The sequence below is a fragment of the Clostridium sp. HBUAS56017 genome (assembly GCF_007115085.1).
Lineage (GTDB): Bacteria > Bacillota > Clostridia > Clostridiales > Clostridiaceae > Clostridium > Clostridium cibarium.
In genome coordinates, this window is record NZ_SULK01000013.1 from 68,784 (window position 1) to 85,054 (window position 16,271).

The window sequence follows — 16,271 nt, forward strand, 5'->3', positions numbered from 1 at the left end:
ATGAGGATAGGGACAAAATTAATTCATTCAGAAGGAAGTATAGATAAAAATACAGGAGCTTTAAGTACACCGATATATCAAGCATCAACATTTCATCAATTTGATATAGATAACTTTGGAAAATATGATTATTCAAGATCAGGGAATCCGACTAGGGATGTTCTGGAAAATTTAATTGCGGAACTTGAAGGTGGAGATGGAGGATTTGCTTTTGCTTCAGGAATGGCAGCAATATGCTCAGTATTAAGCATATTTTCCGCTGGAGATCATATTGTAATATGTGGAGATGTTTATGGTGGGACTTATAGAGCTGTAACAAAGTTATTTTCTAGATTTAATATACAGCATACTTTTGTAGATGCAAGTAATTTAGAAGAAATAAGAGATGCAATAAAAGAAAATACAAAGGGATTATATTTAGAAACACCATCAAATCCGTTATTAAAGATAACAGATATAAAAGATGCAGTAAAGGTAGCTAAAGCAAAGGATATTATAGTAATTGTTGATAATACTTTTATGTCTCCCTTATTGCAGAGACCGATAGAACTTGGAGCAGATATTGTGGTTCATAGTGCAACTAAGTTTATAGGGGGACATAGTGATGTAATATCAGGATTAGTTGTAACTAAAAATAAAGAATTAAGTAGTGAAATTAGACAAATTCAAAATACATTTGGAGCTGTTTTAGGGCCACAAGATTGTTGGCTTCTTATTAGAGGGCTTAAAACATTAAAGGTTAGAGTACTTGAATGTCAAAAAAATGCAGAGATTCTAGCTAAATGGCTTCAAGATAGACCAGAAGTAGAAAAAGTATACTATCCGGGGCTTGAAGGTCATCCAGGGAGAGAGAGTCATTTAGCACAATCTTATGGTGGAGGAGCAGTATTATCATTTAAATTTAAGAGCCTAGAAAAGACAAAACACTTCTTGAATAATGTAGAAAATGTAGGAGTAGCAGTAAGCCTTGGAGGGGTAGAAACTATAGTATCATATCCAGTTAAAATGAGTCATGCAGCTATTCCTAGGGAAGAAAGAGAAAAACTTGGAGTAACTGATACTTTAATACGAGTTTCAGCAGGACTTGAAGATATTGAAGACTTAATTGAGAGTTTTGAAAAGGCGATAAATTAGTTTTGCAAGGTTTAAGATGAAGCAAATTATGCTTCATCTTAAATGATAGATTAAGTCTATTATGGTAACTAAAATGTAAGAAATTTAATAATATAATATATAGACAAAAATATTAATTGTGATAAAATAATCAATAGGTATGAAATAAAGTGAAGGAAGTGATTTTATAAAAGATAATAAAAGTATTTTAGAATAAAGCGCCAGAACTTAAGTAAGTATTGCCAAATCATAGATTTGGAAGTTCGTTTAAGTTGACGAGGTTGGGGAGTATCGAATACTTCGGCGGGTGCCCCACGGTATCGCACTACCGTAAACGGCTGACAAAGCTATGGAGTGATCTATAGTACAAATTCAGCCTGGTGTTAAAACCTTCATATAAAGTTTTAGATTTCTAAGATTATCATACCTTTGTCATTTTTGTTAGGACGAAGCTTTAATGAGGACTAAAAAATTAAATAATTATGAAAAAGGAAGGTAGAAATAATATGTGCGGAATAGTAGGATATGTTGGAAAGAAGAGAGCAACAAACTTCTTAATTGATGGATTATCAAAGCTAGAATACAGGGGGTATGACTCTGCTGGTGTGGCTGTAGAAAATGATGGAAAAGTTACTGTAGTAAAGCATAAGGGACGTCTTTCTAATCTTAGTGATGATTTAGATAAAAATGTTCTAGAAGGAACTGTAGGGATAGGGCATACTAGATGGGCTACTCACGGAGAGCCTTCAGATATAAATTCACATCCACATAAAAGCTCAAAGGGTAATATAACTGTAGTTCATAATGGAATTATAGAAAATTATCTTGAACTAAGAAAATGGTTAAAAGAGCAGGGATATGAGTTTAAATCACAAACAGATACAGAAGTAGTACCAAATTTAATTCATTATTACTATGAAGGAGATCTTTTTAAAGCAGTTGTAAAGGCAACAGAAAGACTTGAAGGAAGCTATGCTTTAGGTGTAATTTGTGGAGATGATCCAGATAAGGTAGTTGCAGTAAGAAAAGATAGTCCATTAATAGTAGGGCTTGGAGAAGGTGAAACATTTATTGCTTCAGATATTCCAGCAGTAATTAGCTATACAAGAAATGTATATCTTTTAGATGATAATGAATTCGTATTAGTTACTAGAGATGGAGCAGAGGTTCTAAATAGTGACGGTTCAAAGATAGATAAAGAAGTGTATAAAGTAACATGGAGCGCAGATGCTGCTGAAAAAGGTGGATATGACTCATTCATGATGAAAGAAATACACGAACAACCAAAGGCTATAAGAGATACTTTAACTGGTAAAATCTCAAATAATGGAGTTTCTTTTGAGGGATTTAACCTAACAAAGGAAGATTTAGATGGAGTAGATAGAGTATATATAGTAGCTTGTGGAACTGCATATCATGCAGGGCTTATGGGAAAAGTAGCAATAGAAAAGTTTGCAAAGATTCCAGTAGAAGTGGATATAGCTTCGGAATTTAGATATAGAGAGCCATTAGTTACAAACAAGACATTGCTAATAACTGTAAGTCAATCAGGAGAAACTGCTGACACATTAGCTGTTTTAAGAGATTGTAAGAAAATTGGAGCTAAAACTTTAGCTATAACTAATGTAGTAGGAAGTACTATATCAAGAGAAGCTGATAATGTTATATACACAATGGCTGGACCTGAAATAGCAGTTGCTTCAACTAAGGCATATACAACTCAAGTTGTTGTAATGAATTTAATTGGGATGTATTTTGGACAGTTAATGGGAAGCTTAACTAATGAATCAGCAAAAGAATTAGAAGAAGCTTTAACATTACTTCCAGAAAAGATTGAAGAAGTATTAGCTAAGAAAGAAGAACTAGAAGAAGTAGCTAAGATTTTAGCTAAGGAGCAAGATGTATTCTTCTTAGGAAGAGGAGTTGACTATGCTCTAGCTTTAGAAGGATCTTTAAAGCTTAAAGAAATAACTTATATTCATTCAGAAGCATATGCTGGAGGAGAGCTTAAGCATGGCCCAATAGCATTAATAGAAGAAGGAACAAAAGTTATAGCTTTATTAACTCAAACTAAGCTTAGAGAAAAGATGGTAAGTAATATAGTAGAAGTTAAGGCTAGAGGAGCTGAAACTATAGGAGTTGCTTATGAAGGTGATGAAATAGATGAATCAGTATTTAATAAAATTGTTAGAATACCAAAAGTATTAAATATGGTAGCACCAGTTGTAGCAGCAGTTTCATTACAATTACTAGCTTACTATACAGCTAAGGAAAAGAACTTTGATATAGATAAGCCAAGAAATTTAGCTAAGTCAGTAACAGTTGAATAGAAATAGATAAATATTTTATATTATTGTTATTTTTAAACAAAGTCTAATCATTTGAAACTTATCAAGACTAAAATTAAAAAAACAAGATAAATAAAAACTTTCCACATATTATAAATATATATTATGTGGAAAGTTTTTTATATTATTAGGATATCAAATTGGAATTTTATTGAATTATGTTATAATTAACTTAAGGATAAATAGAAGTTTTTGGGGAAAGTTTTTTATAATATGAGGTGATTAAGATATGGTATTTCAATATAACGATGAAGATGAATATGAAAAGATATTTGAAGGCTATTGTCTGGATAAATGTCCAAAATGTAATGGCTTTTTGGAAATATCCATGGAGCATATAAAAGTAGAAATATCAAATAGATTTATGGATATTGAAGAAATTCCTATGTTAAAATGTGGAAAATGTGGAACTCTTCATTATACTGAATATGCAAAGGAAATTTTGTATGGGTTATACAAAGAACTATGTAAACGTGGTGAGTATGGAGTAAAAAGTAAACCTAATGGATATAGAAAAAAATACAATTATGCAGTTGAGAATAATTTTATTTATGATCATAGGGATTATGAAAGTGTACCTGGATTAAAATTTGATGATGAACATTCAGAAGTTGGTTTTTTGACACCAGTTTATTTTGATAGGAAAGCATTGTTATATTTTATATCTGATCCAGTATATGAGGTTGATATATTTTCTGAAACATATGGGAATATAGCGAAAAAGGATGCAGAAGGAATTTACAAATACCAATGGGCTGTTCCTTTTGGATTTAATATCAATGGTAAGATTGTTTTTTGGCTTGGTGATTTGCATTCAATGGACGGATTTAGTAAAGGAATATTAAGAAATTTTAATATTGAATCAGATCATTTAATAATAAATTCAGAATTTTATCAAGCTCAGATGAATTGTATTTTTAGTGAACTAATTAAAGAACAACAGATTTTGTTGAATAAGGAAATTTTCATACAAAACATTCAAGACAAATATGGAATCGACTTAAAACATTTAGATGAAGAGTGTAACATTCAATCAAAGAATGTAAAACGCCCAATTGTTTTTAATGAACAGAGTATTTCAGGAGTTATAAACGCTTTTGATAAAATATTAGTAGAAGGAATAAACGTTCAACAACTACGTGTATTATATGAAAAGATGTACAATGTAGATTCTAGCGAAAAGAAACATAAGGAATGGAAGTCAATTCGTTTATTGAAAGAAATATTGATAAAACTTAGCACTAGTTTAGATGAATTAATAGATATAGAGAATTTGATATCACCGCTTTATATATTACATGATTACCGTATATATTTAGATCATTTGCTACCTGAAGAAGAACAAAATAAGTCAAAACAACATATTGCAGAAACTTTAGGTGTAAATGATTTTAGTGAACAGGAAAAGATTTATTATGAAGAAATTAGGAGACTTGATGTTCTATTCCAATATTTGATTTTACTATCAAAATAAAATAGATATGTCAACTTAATTTAATTGATGTGTTATATAAAAAGTAGAGAGGAATTTATTAATTCTCTATATATTTTTTAAATATTTCTTTTTGGAGGTTGTAATAATATAATCTTTATAGCTTGAATAGATTTATAACAAAGTTTTATTTTTATATTATGAATAATAATAAAGATTAGATAATGAATAAGGTAGATAATATAATCTACCTTAATTTTATTGTCATATTGTATTCATTTCACTTGTATATATTTTTTCAAATATATACAAACCTTCTTCTAGCTTATTTACAAGTGTACCGTTTTTATCCAATTCAATTATTTTTTCTAATGTCTCTTTCTTATTTTCACTATTGAATGTAGTAATTCCCTTTGTATTCAATATATTTTTCAAATTATAATTGAAAGATTCGTTTAAATTATAGATTCTTTCTTGTTGCTGTAATATTAGAAGAAAATGTACAATAAAAACACGTCTATAATCTTCATAATTTAATAACTTAGCCAATTCTATTTTATTGTTTTTAAATAACTTAAAATCATTTAGAACATTATCAATCATTTGTTTTACTGTAAATATAGTTAATGGTAAAGTTGATAATAATAAAGTTATGTTTTTAATATAAAAATTTTTCAATCTAATTAAGGCGTCTTCTGGCTTTTCGGATAAAACGTTCACTTGTCCTATTTTTCCAAATTCCATTTTATCCTTACTACCATCAATGTTATATTTATACATACTTATAATATTACTTTCACTTATATTAGGAATATAATTTTCAGCTACTTTAATTTTATATATTATAATGTTCCAAAAATTAAATATTACATAACAACAGCCACTTTTATCTATATACTCATATATACTATGTGTCCCATACTCACAATAATTTAATGCTATATTATACTCATTACCATCAATAACATTTTCAATAATATCACTATAAGTTACATTTTCATCAAGAATATAAGATATAATTTTATTATACTTTTTATCATATCCAAGAATATTATTATTATAGCAATGCCATTCATATGCTATTTTAGCTATTGTACGTTTCATTTCAATAGAATCAAATAAATCATTTAACGAAAATTTACATTCAATTGTAGCATTACTCATATCGATAATATCGACTTTTTTATCAGAAATTTGTTTTAGTTTATCAATATTTCCTATTTTAATTTTTTCTCCATTTTTATTTGTTGTTGTAAATATTTGTTTTGAATATAGCGAAGATTTATCAGATAATTTGGCATCGCTTATTTTAATATCATCAATTATTAAATCACCACGGTATCTTATAGTATTTCCGTCTCTAGTTTTTAAGCCTAAGTGATTTCTAAATACAGACCATTTTTCTATAACAATACTTTCAAATTTCTCATTAGTTTCTTTATTATGTTTCCTACAAACAAATTTCTTAGTTACTTTCGCACCAGTAAGTGCATATGGAATAATATCTGATATCGTTAAATCTATGGAATCACAGTATATACATTTTTGTATTTTTCTCTTCATAATTGTAGTTCCCCCATAATTAATGTTTATATTTGCTTATAAATATTAGCATAATTTACTTTAACTTGCTCTTTAAGATCTTTGTTTTCTGATTCTAATTTTTTAATTTTTCTTTTTAAGCTTTCAATAATAGCATCTTTATTGTTTTCATCCATTTTTTGTTTAATTTGTGATGGAGTATGTACTTTTGATTGTTGTAGTCTAAGCCCCTCAATTCTTTCTCTAATGCTAGGATTATTATATAGAGTAGCTTTTGTAATACCACTTTCATTAGAAACACTATTAAAATTAATAGACTTTTGAGCCTTTATAAGTCTTTTAATTGCTTCATCTACCTTTTGTTGAGTCTTAATCTTACGTTCTTCATGGAGTTGTTTTAATTGTTCCTTGCGATTATATTTAGTCATTATATCCACCTTGCTTCTTTAATCTATCTAATCTACTATAAACAACATTTCCTTTAACTATCTTAGAATAAATATCCTCATATAGGCTTAATAATTCTTCATTTTCTTTGGCCATTTCTATTCTACTGTAAACTTTAGCACTTTCTATCATTGATTTAGTTGAATTTATTAATATTTCATACTTTTGAATATCACCTTCAAATGCACCAACACATAAATCTCTACATGGACTACCACTATTACAAGTTAAACAAGGTGGTTGTTTAGCAAAGCTGCATTTCCCATTTTTTCTTTGCATACAAGTACCATAAGGAGTATCAATAGCATCTAATTTGTGGTTAGTCCAAAGCATATCGAGAACATCAGATGGTATTTCTCCATTGTTTTCTTCTTTTAATTTAATACTTTCATCAAAACTAAAAATACCATGTTTTACAGCATTATCAAATACTTTTCTTTTAGTATCATCAAGCAACCGTGCATATCTCATTGTCATCTCTGGTGAGGCATGAGCTAATAATTCTTGAACTGTTAAAATATCAGCACTACCATTAAGCATTTTAATTGCATAAGTATGTCTAAAAGCATGATTTTTAAATTTATAAATATTACCTATTTCATCAGTTATTTTATGTTCTATTGCTAATAAATTTAGCTTCGTTGCTATCCAGCCTTGTAAGTAAGGTTTACCTTTTCTGGAGCCAGTATATCTAACAAAAATATATTTATGAGGATTATTATCAGTATTACTAAATATTCTAGCATTATCAATTAATACAGCTAAAATATTAGCTAAATCATTATCAATAGGTAGTCTATGTCCTTTTATATAAGTTTTTTCAATATCTGTCTCTATCCAATATTGGTTGTTTATTTTTAGTAGACAATCATATGTTAATTCTAATACATCGGATATACGTAATCCTGTCTTAAACATAATCCATACAACAGGAACAATTTTTTCATCTAGAAAATTAAGTTTATTGAATAATTGTTCTAAAACTGAATCAGGAACATAATTAATTGTATCATAAGGTTTTTTATTGGATGCAGGCTTATCGCTTGGAAATATTAAAATTCTAACATTTTTTATAGGTGCTATATTATAATCTTTAATTTGAATATCTTCTAAAAAAGTTTGAATTATTGATAAGGAATTGAACATGTGAGCATTTGGATTTGAATTTCTATGTTTTATACTATTGGATTTAATAGATAACCATTCAAGATAGTTTTCTATATGATGTCTATTTAATTGTTTTAGATCATTCCATTTGGGTTCTAATTCACATATGAAGTTAAGAAAACTTGGAATGAAATTCATATAATTAATGGCAGTATGCCAAGAAAAGCGTTGCTTACTTAATAATCGTTGTTTGATATATTTTTTCATAGTATTTTTAAAATTAATATTAGTTATTTTATTAAAGTTAAGATAATTTCCATTTCCATTTTTACTTTTAGAATATTTTATACCATAAACTTGTAAGTTTTCTGCACACCATTTATCCTTATCCCATTCGATACGTTCATCAGTAAGTTCATATAACCATTTGTATAAGTTTTCTATTATTTTTGCAATTGCTGTTTTAGCATAACGTGTTGATCCCATAAGTTTTGAATTTACATTTTGAATAGAAATAGTTTTAAAATTATGTTTTTCTAAATAGTCTATCCATTGAAGTGTTACTTTAGGAATATTTATTTCAAATATTGATGTTATATTTGGGTAATTATTATTTATAAAATCAGAAAATTTATTTAGAATATGATTTTCCATACCCATTGTAGATCTTAGACTCCAACATGTATTAAATAATTTATTATGGACAATAAACTTAATTTCATTTTTTAATAATGGATTTATAAAATTAAAAGTAATTGTTTTATTTGTGTATTTGTAGGAATCAATTTCAGCTTTAAACTGGCTAATACTTTTAAAAAAGTCAATATGCCAAATGTCATTTTCTAAAAAATAGTTGCTTTTTATTCTATTATAAGATATTGACTTATCTATGTCGGCAATTAATTCAACATAGCTTGATAGAGCATTTATTATTTTTTCATTATATAGTTTTTCATTATTATAACCTAATATATTAAGGGTATTATTCATTAATATTATCTCCTCGCTTTAAAGTAAATGCATATTGAGCTTTTTGCCAATCAGCTCTTATATCTGCATCTGAAGGATGAAGATACATATTCATAGTTGTTTGTATTTGCTTGTGTCCAAGACGTTCTTGTACTTGTTTGATATCTTTTGTTTGATGATAGTATATAGTTGCATGAGTATGCCTTAATAAATGAGCATGGACATTGATTCCAGTTTTATTTTTAAGCCTTTTAAATAATGCATTAATATCTGAATAATTCATGGGTTGTCCTAAATTAGAACCTTTCAATTTTACAAATACAAAATTAGTATCTATGTTTATATCATCTAAAATTTCATATTCATAATCATCAAATAAGTCCATCAATTCTTGGGATATGTACAATTCTCTTTCACCAGTTTTTAGTCTGCCACCATTAGGCAACTCACCTCTATCAACAAGTTTTATTTTATGACCATTTTTATGGTCATAAACAAAGTCTTCTATAAACAATGATAAAGCTTCACCAATACGCAAGCCACTTTCAAATAGTAACTTTATTAAAAATTTATCTCTTATATTTGTTGTTGAATTATAAATAGTTTCAACTTCGTCTTTAGTTAAGACTTTAAGTTTTTTAGTAGGTTCTTTTAGTTTAAGAATATTTTTGTTTGAATGCTTACTTTGATTAACATGATGTAAAAAACTTTTATAGGCAGTATTCTTTCCAATAAAGATTTTTCTGATAAGTTTTTCAATTATGTCATTATTTATTTCTTCAGTCCTAAATAAATAATCATAAAAATTAGTTATAGCTGTTATTATCAAGTTAATAGTTTTTTCTGTTCTTTTAGCTTTAATAGGTTTTATGCCTGAAGTATTGTTACTTTCAAATGGGTTTCTTAAATAACCAACGAAATCAGATAGAATACTTATATTAACTTTTCTATAATCCATATTTATTTTCTTTAAATATTCAAAGTATAATTTTAATGAATAGCAGTAGGTCTTTTGGGTGTTTGGACTTTTACGAGCATTATCAAGAAATTTCATATATTTTAATACAGGAATTATAGGTAAGCCATTTTCATTAAGTAGCATATATCTTTTTAAAGATCCATCTAATATTACTTCTTGTACTTTAATAATATCATTTCCCTCCTTTACATATTACACATATTATACTACTTAAATATAGCATACTTAATATTTAAAATATGTATAAAAAAATATAGAATAGATAGTCATATTAAACTATCCATCCTATATTTATCTTACTATATTTAATGAAACAAAGTTGAATCAAAATTGTAAAGAGAGTAAATACTATAATTATGATGTTATAGTATTATCTAGTAAGTAAATAATTAGTCAGATAAGGCTAGACATTTTAAGTAAATTTTAAAATGTCTAGCCTTTTATTTATTAAACACATTATTATTTTGAATTTGTGGGGTTAAAATACAAGTCTTCTACTTTTTGATCCTCATAGATCTAATTGAGGATTTCTATAGAAGAAATATATAACTTTTAAAACTTCATCTCTATTCGTTTGAGCTAAAAGATTTTTTGAAGGTTGGTAAATTAGACAAAGCTATCCTTTTCTATTAAGATAGCTTTGTTAAATAAATATTATCTATTTTCTTGAACAAAATAATTTGTTGTCATATTAATTGTATCATCTAGCAATTTTCCACTATTACCATGACCGCCGCCTCTTATAATATTTAAAGTGGCATGTGGGCAAACTTTTGTGTATTTTTGTGCATAGCTTAAAGGAACAACGTAATCATTATCTCCGTGAAGAATAAGAATATCTTTATTACATTTAGCTGCTCTTCCATAAAGATCAAATCCTATTGCATCTTTAAAGAATGCTTTACCATACATAACTCTTCCACCCAATACAGGTATTCTATCTGGAATGTTGTGTATATCTACTTTTGCGTCAAATAATATTCCTTTTTCGCAATTATCTACAAGTACTGCAGCTGGAGCCCAAAGACAGACTGATTTAATTTCCCTAGAACGATCACCAGCTACAACACTTGTTACAGCTCCGCCCATACTAAATCCAAATAGATTAATTTTACTTGAATCAACAAAACTTAAAGTTTTAACATAGTTTATTACAGCACTTAAATCATCCATTTCTGTTTTAATAGAATTATCGATTAAACTTCCACCGCTTCTTCCATTTCCATCGAAATCAAATCTTACTGTAGCAAATCCTCTGCTATTTAAACTTGAAGCAAGTTTTACAAAATCACCGCCAGAATCACGGTTTCCGAAGATTCCATGAGACATAATAACTACAGGAACTTTTTTGTTACCTATTCCTTGTGGCAATTCAACAGTACCTCTTATTGGTACTGATCTAGAGTTCCTACATTCAAATTCAAATTTACTAAATTGAGATTGGTTGGCACCTTGAACATTTTGATATGCTGTAGAATTAGTTCCTGAATTCATAGTTTTTGCGGAAACACTGAAGCTTGAAAATATCATAATTCCTAAAGCTGCACATAAAATTTTTGCTTTTTTCATTTAAATTCCCCCTTATATAGTATTTAATCATTATTTTACATATGTAGATAGAATTAGAACAGTTATTTCTCGTAAACTGCTGTTCTTAAGTCGTAATCTAAAGAACAATGCTCATATAAAGAAGAAATATATATTATGTGTTTCAAATCACAGATTAAAAGATTGCTATAGATATAATTAAGTTATAAAGAAAAAACAGTTGGGAGAGAAGTATATGGCAAATATAAAGAATTTAGAAAGACAACATTTAGAGATAAAGAAATTATTTTCAGAAATAAATGAGAAAATCAATTCAAAGGACGTAGCAGGAAATATAGATGATTTAGTAAAAGATATTAATATCCTTGCAGGTAAATTGAATATTCATATGAGTTCTGAAGATAAATTTTTATATCCAACATTGATTGAAAGTGATAATAAAGAATTAAGAGAAATTGCTAAAGAATATAGCTCAGAGATGGGAGATATTTTTGCTAAATTTAATGATTATAAAAGCAAGTTTAATACAAAAAATAAAATCTTAGGAGATGTAGATGGATTTATAAAAGAAAGTAAACAAATAGTAGGCTTATTAGAGAGTAGAATTTCTAAAGAAGATAAGCATCTATATCCTAGAATTGCAGCTTTATAGGGAGGGATTATAATGATGGATAATTTTAAAAGCTCAGATAAAATAGGAGATATTGTTACAGTTTTTCCAGGAGCAAGTAATTTATTTCTTGAGTATAAAGTAGATTTTTGCTGTGGAGGAAATAGACCTTTAATAGAAGCTATAGAAGAACAAAATATAGATGAAAGTGAAATAATAACTATCCTAAATGAAAGGTATAGAGAATTTATGGATAGTAATGAGAAATTCACTGATTGGGCTAAGGAAAGTCCAAGCAAACTTGTTGACTATGTGGTGGGAAAACATCATTTCTATCTCAATAAGGAATTACCAATAATAAGTGAACTTACATTAAAGATATTAAAAGTGCATGGTGACAAACACACTGAACTTTTTGAAGTTCACAGGTTGTTTAATAATTTAAGAACAGAACTTGAAGGTCACTTAGTAAAAGAAGAAAAATTTATATTCCCAATGATAAAAGAATATGAAGAGAATAAAATTAATTCTGATAAGGAAAAACTATTAAATGATTTAAGAGAGCTAGAAGATGAGCATACAGGTGCTGGGGATATCATTAAAGAATTACGAAAAGTGACAGATCATTATAATACCCCAAAAGATACTTGTAGAACTTATGAATTAACTTATAGAAAGTTAAGAGAAATGGAAGAAGATATATTTCAGCACATTCATCTAGAAAATAATATATTATTTAAAAATTTATATAGGGAAGAAGAATAAAGCAGATGTTTTTAAATACATCTGCTTTATTGTTATATATTCAGATCTTTTTTATTATAAAAAGCGTAAGTGATGATTCCACATACTATAATTATAAAAATTGATAAGGTTATAAATATTATATCAAATTGCCCTCCATACATTAAATTCTTAGCTTCGAAATATTTAAATGGGGTTAGGTACTTTAGAAAATCAAGATTACTATCTATATCGATGACTACAGATAATATGAACATAATTAGGAGTATCCCAGTAGAGATTGATATTGATGTTCTTGGTTTTTTATTTATAGCAGATATTGCTGTACCAATAAATAAGAATAATAATTGTAAAATGAATAGTCCAATCATCAAATTCAAAATTCCTTCATTTAAATTTTCGCCATTATTAAAATAATTAACTATTAATATAGATGAAACAGAAATAAATATATTAAGGATAAGTATAATTATAAATGCTGCAATTAATTTTTCGGTGATAATTTTACTTCTTGAAACAGGTTTTACAAATATAAATTCTGCAGTTTTATCTCTTTCTTCTTTTGAAATAATATTTGCACCTATCATAGCTGAATGAATAGCAGCCATTAAGACTAGATAAAAAAATAATACACTGTAGTATCCACTTGCTTTAGACAAATCAAAGGAGCCAATTCCCATAATGCTTAGCAAGGACTTAGGCATCTTTGATATAAGTTCATTCATAGACTCATTTGAAACTGATGTACCACTAAATTTGGCCATACCAGAGACAATTAAGAAAAATGAGGCAATGCACCATAAAATAAGAGATTTTATAAGAACTTTCATTTCTCTAATAAATATATTCATAACACATTCCTCCTTATACAGCATGAATATCTTTCTTAGAATAAATATAATAACTTATAGTTAAAGAAGTTATTATAAATATAATTTCAATAATTATAAAAGGCGATTCATATGAAGCATTTCTTGTTACATAGGATAAATCAAAATATTTAAATGGTGTTAGATACTTTAAGACATCGCTGTCTATAACTGAATCAAGCATACTAATTATAAAAAGGCCAAAAACAGTACTTAAAGAAACAGCTATTACTGATTTGATCTTAGAAACAATAGTAGAAATAAGAATTCCTAAGGTTAAAAATATAAGCTGTATAAAAAACATAGTTATAGAAATCATTATAAATATTTTAATATCAAAGGATGTATTTGAAACAAAATAAGCTATTATAATAGAAAATGATATAAAAATTATATTTGTAATAATAATAGACGTTAAAATGGCAAGTAATTTAGCTGTCATAATTTCTCTTCGAGTAACTGGTTTTGTTAAAAGAAAATCAGCTGTTTTATCACTTGTTTCTTTTGAAATAACAGAAAGCCCCAAATTCATTGCCTGGATACCACCACAAAGTGATATATATATAAATAAATATGAATAAAATCCTAAAATTGTTGAAAAGGACTCTAATGTTATTCCAAATGCTTTTCTTACTTGCTCAGGATAACTTTCAAGTAAGTTTTTTAATCCGTCTACATCTTTTGAGAATCCTGGGTACATAGATAAAAATACTATAACAATTGCTAGCAAGGATAAAGTCCATATAATTGTAGATTTTCTATAGAATTTTAATTCGTGAAGAAACATATTCATAGACTTAGTCCTCCTTTTCGTAGTAATGCATAAATATTTCCTCGAGGTCTGGTTCCTCAATCCAAATATTTGACATATCTATTTGAGATAACCTTTGAATGATTAGGTTAATATTACCCTTGAATAAAAAGTTTGCCATAGTGTCATTAATTTTAAGATTACTTATACCATCTATATTAAGAAAATTATTATCTATAATAGAATTTGATTGGATTTTTATTTTTTTATAGTTATTTTCTTGTAATGTACTGATTTTTTCAACTTTAATTATTTCACCTTCTTTAATTATTGCAACTCTATTACACATTTTTTGAACTTCGCTAAGGATATGCGAAGAAAATAATATAGTTGTACCTTTTCGGTTCTCTTCTTCTAGAAGTTTGAAAAATTTTTGTTGCATAAGGGGATCAAGGCCACTTGTTGGTTCATCTAAAATAATTAGTTTAGGTTCATGAAGCAAGCCTTGAACAATTCCCACTTTCTTTTTATTCCCAAAGGATAGATCATCTATTTTTCTATTAAGATCAAGACTTAAGATTTCGGATAGTTCTTTGATTCTTTTACTACAATCTTTCTTGTAAAAACTTGCTGAATATTTCAAAAGGTCTATAACTTTCATGTTGTTGTAGTAAAAAACTTCAGAAGGTAAATAGCCTATTTCCTTTGCAATATCTGGAGCAGATTTAATACAATCTTTACCGAATATAGTGGCATTTCCGCTAGTTGGATGTATTAGTCCAAGGAGTGTTCTGATAGTGGTGGATTTACCAGCTCCATTAGGTCCAATAAATCCGAAAATTTCTCCTTCTTCAACGCAGAAGTTTACATTAGATATACCTCTTTGATTACCATATTTTTTTGTAAGGTTGTTAATTTCAATAATATTCATAATATACCTCCTAAGTATAGTAATAAATAACTTAATCAGATTAAAGTATATTTTTTATGTAAGCCATTCTTTATAAAAGTTATGTTTAAACATAAGATTTTATATTGTAATCACTAGGAAGATGGCTGGTATCATTTAGAGATACAATTTTAGGTGTCAAACTATCATCGAAGGATAACTTACATATGGAAGTATTACCGAGAATAATTTGATGGTACATAGTCATTTTCCAGTCAAAAAGGCCTATTAATCCTGCTTTAATGATTCCTCCATGTGCCACAATCATAATTTTTTTACCTTTATGTTTATTTACTATTTTTAAAATAGTTTCTTTAGCACGAATAGATGCCATTTTTATACTTAGGTCTCCACCACAAATTGGACCTGTAGATTCATCAGTTCTCCATATATTAAAGTTTTCAGGATAAAGTTCTTTTATCTCTTTTAAAGTAAGGCCTTCCCAGTCTCCAAAGTTAATTTCTCTTATTGCTGGTTCTATTTCTGGCTTTATATGTACATTTGAACAAATAATATTAGCAGTATCATTAGCACGTCTTAATGGGCTGCAATAAATAAAATCAAAAGAGTTTTCTACTCGATCTCGAAGTAGTTTAGCTTGATAAACACCTTCGTCAGATAGATCTATATCTGTGCATCCTTGAAATTTACCTAAGGCATTCCATTTAGTTTCACCATGTCTAACTAAAAATAATGTAGTTTTCATAGAATATCTCCTCGTTTAATATAATTAACTATATTTTACATGAAACGTATTAGATTTTCTAGGAGATAAGGTATGTAAGTAAAAATATAGTGGAAATTTTAATATATATTGCAAAAAGTAAGTAATGTTTATATAATGTATATAGTTAACAAATAAT

General features: G+C 27.6%; 14 protein-coding genes. 5 read left to right on the forward strand and 9 right to left on the reverse strand.

What is annotated here, in order from left to right; translation table 11 throughout:
- The 3 genes from FAY47_RS12305 (at position 1) to FAY47_RS12315 (ending at position 4,935) form a co-directional block, all read left to right on the forward strand.
- On the forward strand, positions 1-1,134 hold the full coding sequence (locus FAY47_RS12305) for an aminotransferase class I/II-fold pyridoxal phosphate-dependent enzyme (RefSeq protein ID WP_143317035.1): 1,134 nt from the start codon (positions 1-3) through the stop codon (positions 1,132-1,134).
- A gap of 485 nt (positions 1,135-1,619) precedes the next feature.
- Positions 1,620-3,443, forward strand: coding sequence for a glutamine--fructose-6-phosphate transaminase (isomerizing) (gene glmS, locus FAY47_RS12310; protein ID WP_143317129.1), 1,824 nt, complete (start codon positions 1,620-1,622; stop codon positions 3,441-3,443).
- Between the two features lie 247 nt (positions 3,444-3,690).
- Positions 3,691-4,935 (forward strand): hypothetical protein, encoded by a 1,245-nt coding sequence (locus FAY47_RS12315; protein ID WP_143317037.1) that lies wholly within the window; start codon positions 3,691-3,693, stop codon positions 4,933-4,935.
- A 222-nt stretch (positions 4,936-5,157) separates the two neighbouring features.
- Here the strand turns inward: FAY47_RS12315 and FAY47_RS12320 are convergent, their stop codons facing one another.
- The 5 genes from FAY47_RS12320 to FAY47_RS12345 all read right to left on the reverse strand — a co-directional run bounded on the left by FAY47_RS12320 (position 5,158) and on the right by FAY47_RS12345 (position 11,506).
- Positions 5,158-6,456, reverse strand: coding sequence for a hypothetical protein (locus FAY47_RS12320; RefSeq protein ID WP_143317039.1), 1,299 nt, complete (start codon positions 6,454-6,456; stop codon positions 5,158-5,160).
- A 26-nt stretch (positions 6,457-6,482) separates the two neighbouring features.
- On the reverse strand, positions 6,483-6,863 hold the full coding sequence (locus FAY47_RS12325) for a DUF6262 family protein (RefSeq protein ID WP_143317041.1): 381 nt from the start codon (positions 6,861-6,863) through the stop codon (positions 6,483-6,485).
- The gene (locus tag FAY47_RS12330; protein ID WP_143317043.1) at positions 6,856-8,979 is read right to left on the reverse strand and encodes a tyrosine-type recombinase/integrase; all 2,124 of its coding nucleotides are present in this window, start codon (positions 8,977-8,979) and stop codon (positions 6,856-6,858) included. The genes FAY47_RS12325 and FAY47_RS12330 overlap by 8 nt, the downstream gene beginning before the upstream one ends.
- On the reverse strand, positions 8,972-10,060 hold the full coding sequence (locus FAY47_RS12335) for a tyrosine-type recombinase/integrase (RefSeq protein WP_243129615.1): 1,089 nt from the start codon (positions 10,058-10,060) through the stop codon (positions 8,972-8,974). The genes FAY47_RS12330 and FAY47_RS12335 overlap by 8 nt, the downstream gene beginning before the upstream one ends.
- Positions 10,061-10,591: 531 nt before the next feature.
- Positions 10,592-11,506 carry an alpha/beta fold hydrolase gene (locus FAY47_RS12345; protein WP_143317047.1) on the reverse strand — a complete coding sequence of 305 codons (915 nt, stop codon included), beginning with the start codon at positions 11,504-11,506 and terminating at the stop codon, positions 10,592-10,594.
- Positions 11,507-11,720: 214 nt separating this feature from the next.
- On the opposite strand from FAY47_RS12345, the gene FAY47_RS12350 reads away from it, so the two are divergent.
- Both FAY47_RS12350 and ric read left to right on the forward strand, forming a co-directional pair.
- Entirely contained in the window at positions 11,721-12,137 is a 417-nt protein-coding gene (locus FAY47_RS12350; RefSeq protein ID WP_143317049.1) for a hemerythrin domain-containing protein, read from the forward strand.
- Between the two features lie 12 nt (positions 12,138-12,149).
- Positions 12,150-12,860: an iron-sulfur cluster repair di-iron protein gene (gene ric, locus FAY47_RS12355; protein WP_143317051.1), complete on the forward strand. Its 711-nt coding sequence runs from the start codon at positions 12,150-12,152 to the stop codon at positions 12,858-12,860.
- A 32-nt stretch (positions 12,861-12,892) separates the two neighbouring features.
- Here ric and FAY47_RS12360 read toward each other — a convergent pair whose 3' ends face one another.
- The 4 genes from FAY47_RS12360 to FAY47_RS12375 all read right to left on the reverse strand — a co-directional run bounded on the left by FAY47_RS12360 (position 12,893) and on the right by FAY47_RS12375 (position 16,114).
- Positions 12,893-13,690, reverse strand: coding sequence for an ABC transporter permease subunit (locus FAY47_RS12360; RefSeq protein WP_143317053.1), 798 nt, complete (start codon positions 13,688-13,690; stop codon positions 12,893-12,895).
- A 13-nt stretch (positions 13,691-13,703) separates the two neighbouring features.
- The gene (locus FAY47_RS12365; protein WP_143317055.1) at positions 13,704-14,501 is read right to left on the reverse strand and encodes an ABC transporter permease subunit; all 798 of its coding nucleotides are present in this window, start codon (positions 14,499-14,501) and stop codon (positions 13,704-13,706) included.
- Positions 14,502-14,505: 4 nt separating this feature from the next.
- The gene (locus tag FAY47_RS12370) at positions 14,506-15,390 is read right to left on the reverse strand and encodes an ABC transporter ATP-binding protein (protein WP_143317057.1); all 885 of its coding nucleotides are present in this window, start codon (positions 15,388-15,390) and stop codon (positions 14,506-14,508) included.
- A gap of 85 nt (positions 15,391-15,475) precedes the next feature.
- Complete coding sequence (locus FAY47_RS12375; RefSeq protein ID WP_143317059.1) at positions 15,476-16,114, reverse strand: histidine phosphatase family protein; 639 nt, start codon at positions 16,112-16,114, stop codon at positions 15,476-15,478.
- Between the last annotated feature and the right edge of the window lie 157 nt (positions 16,115-16,271).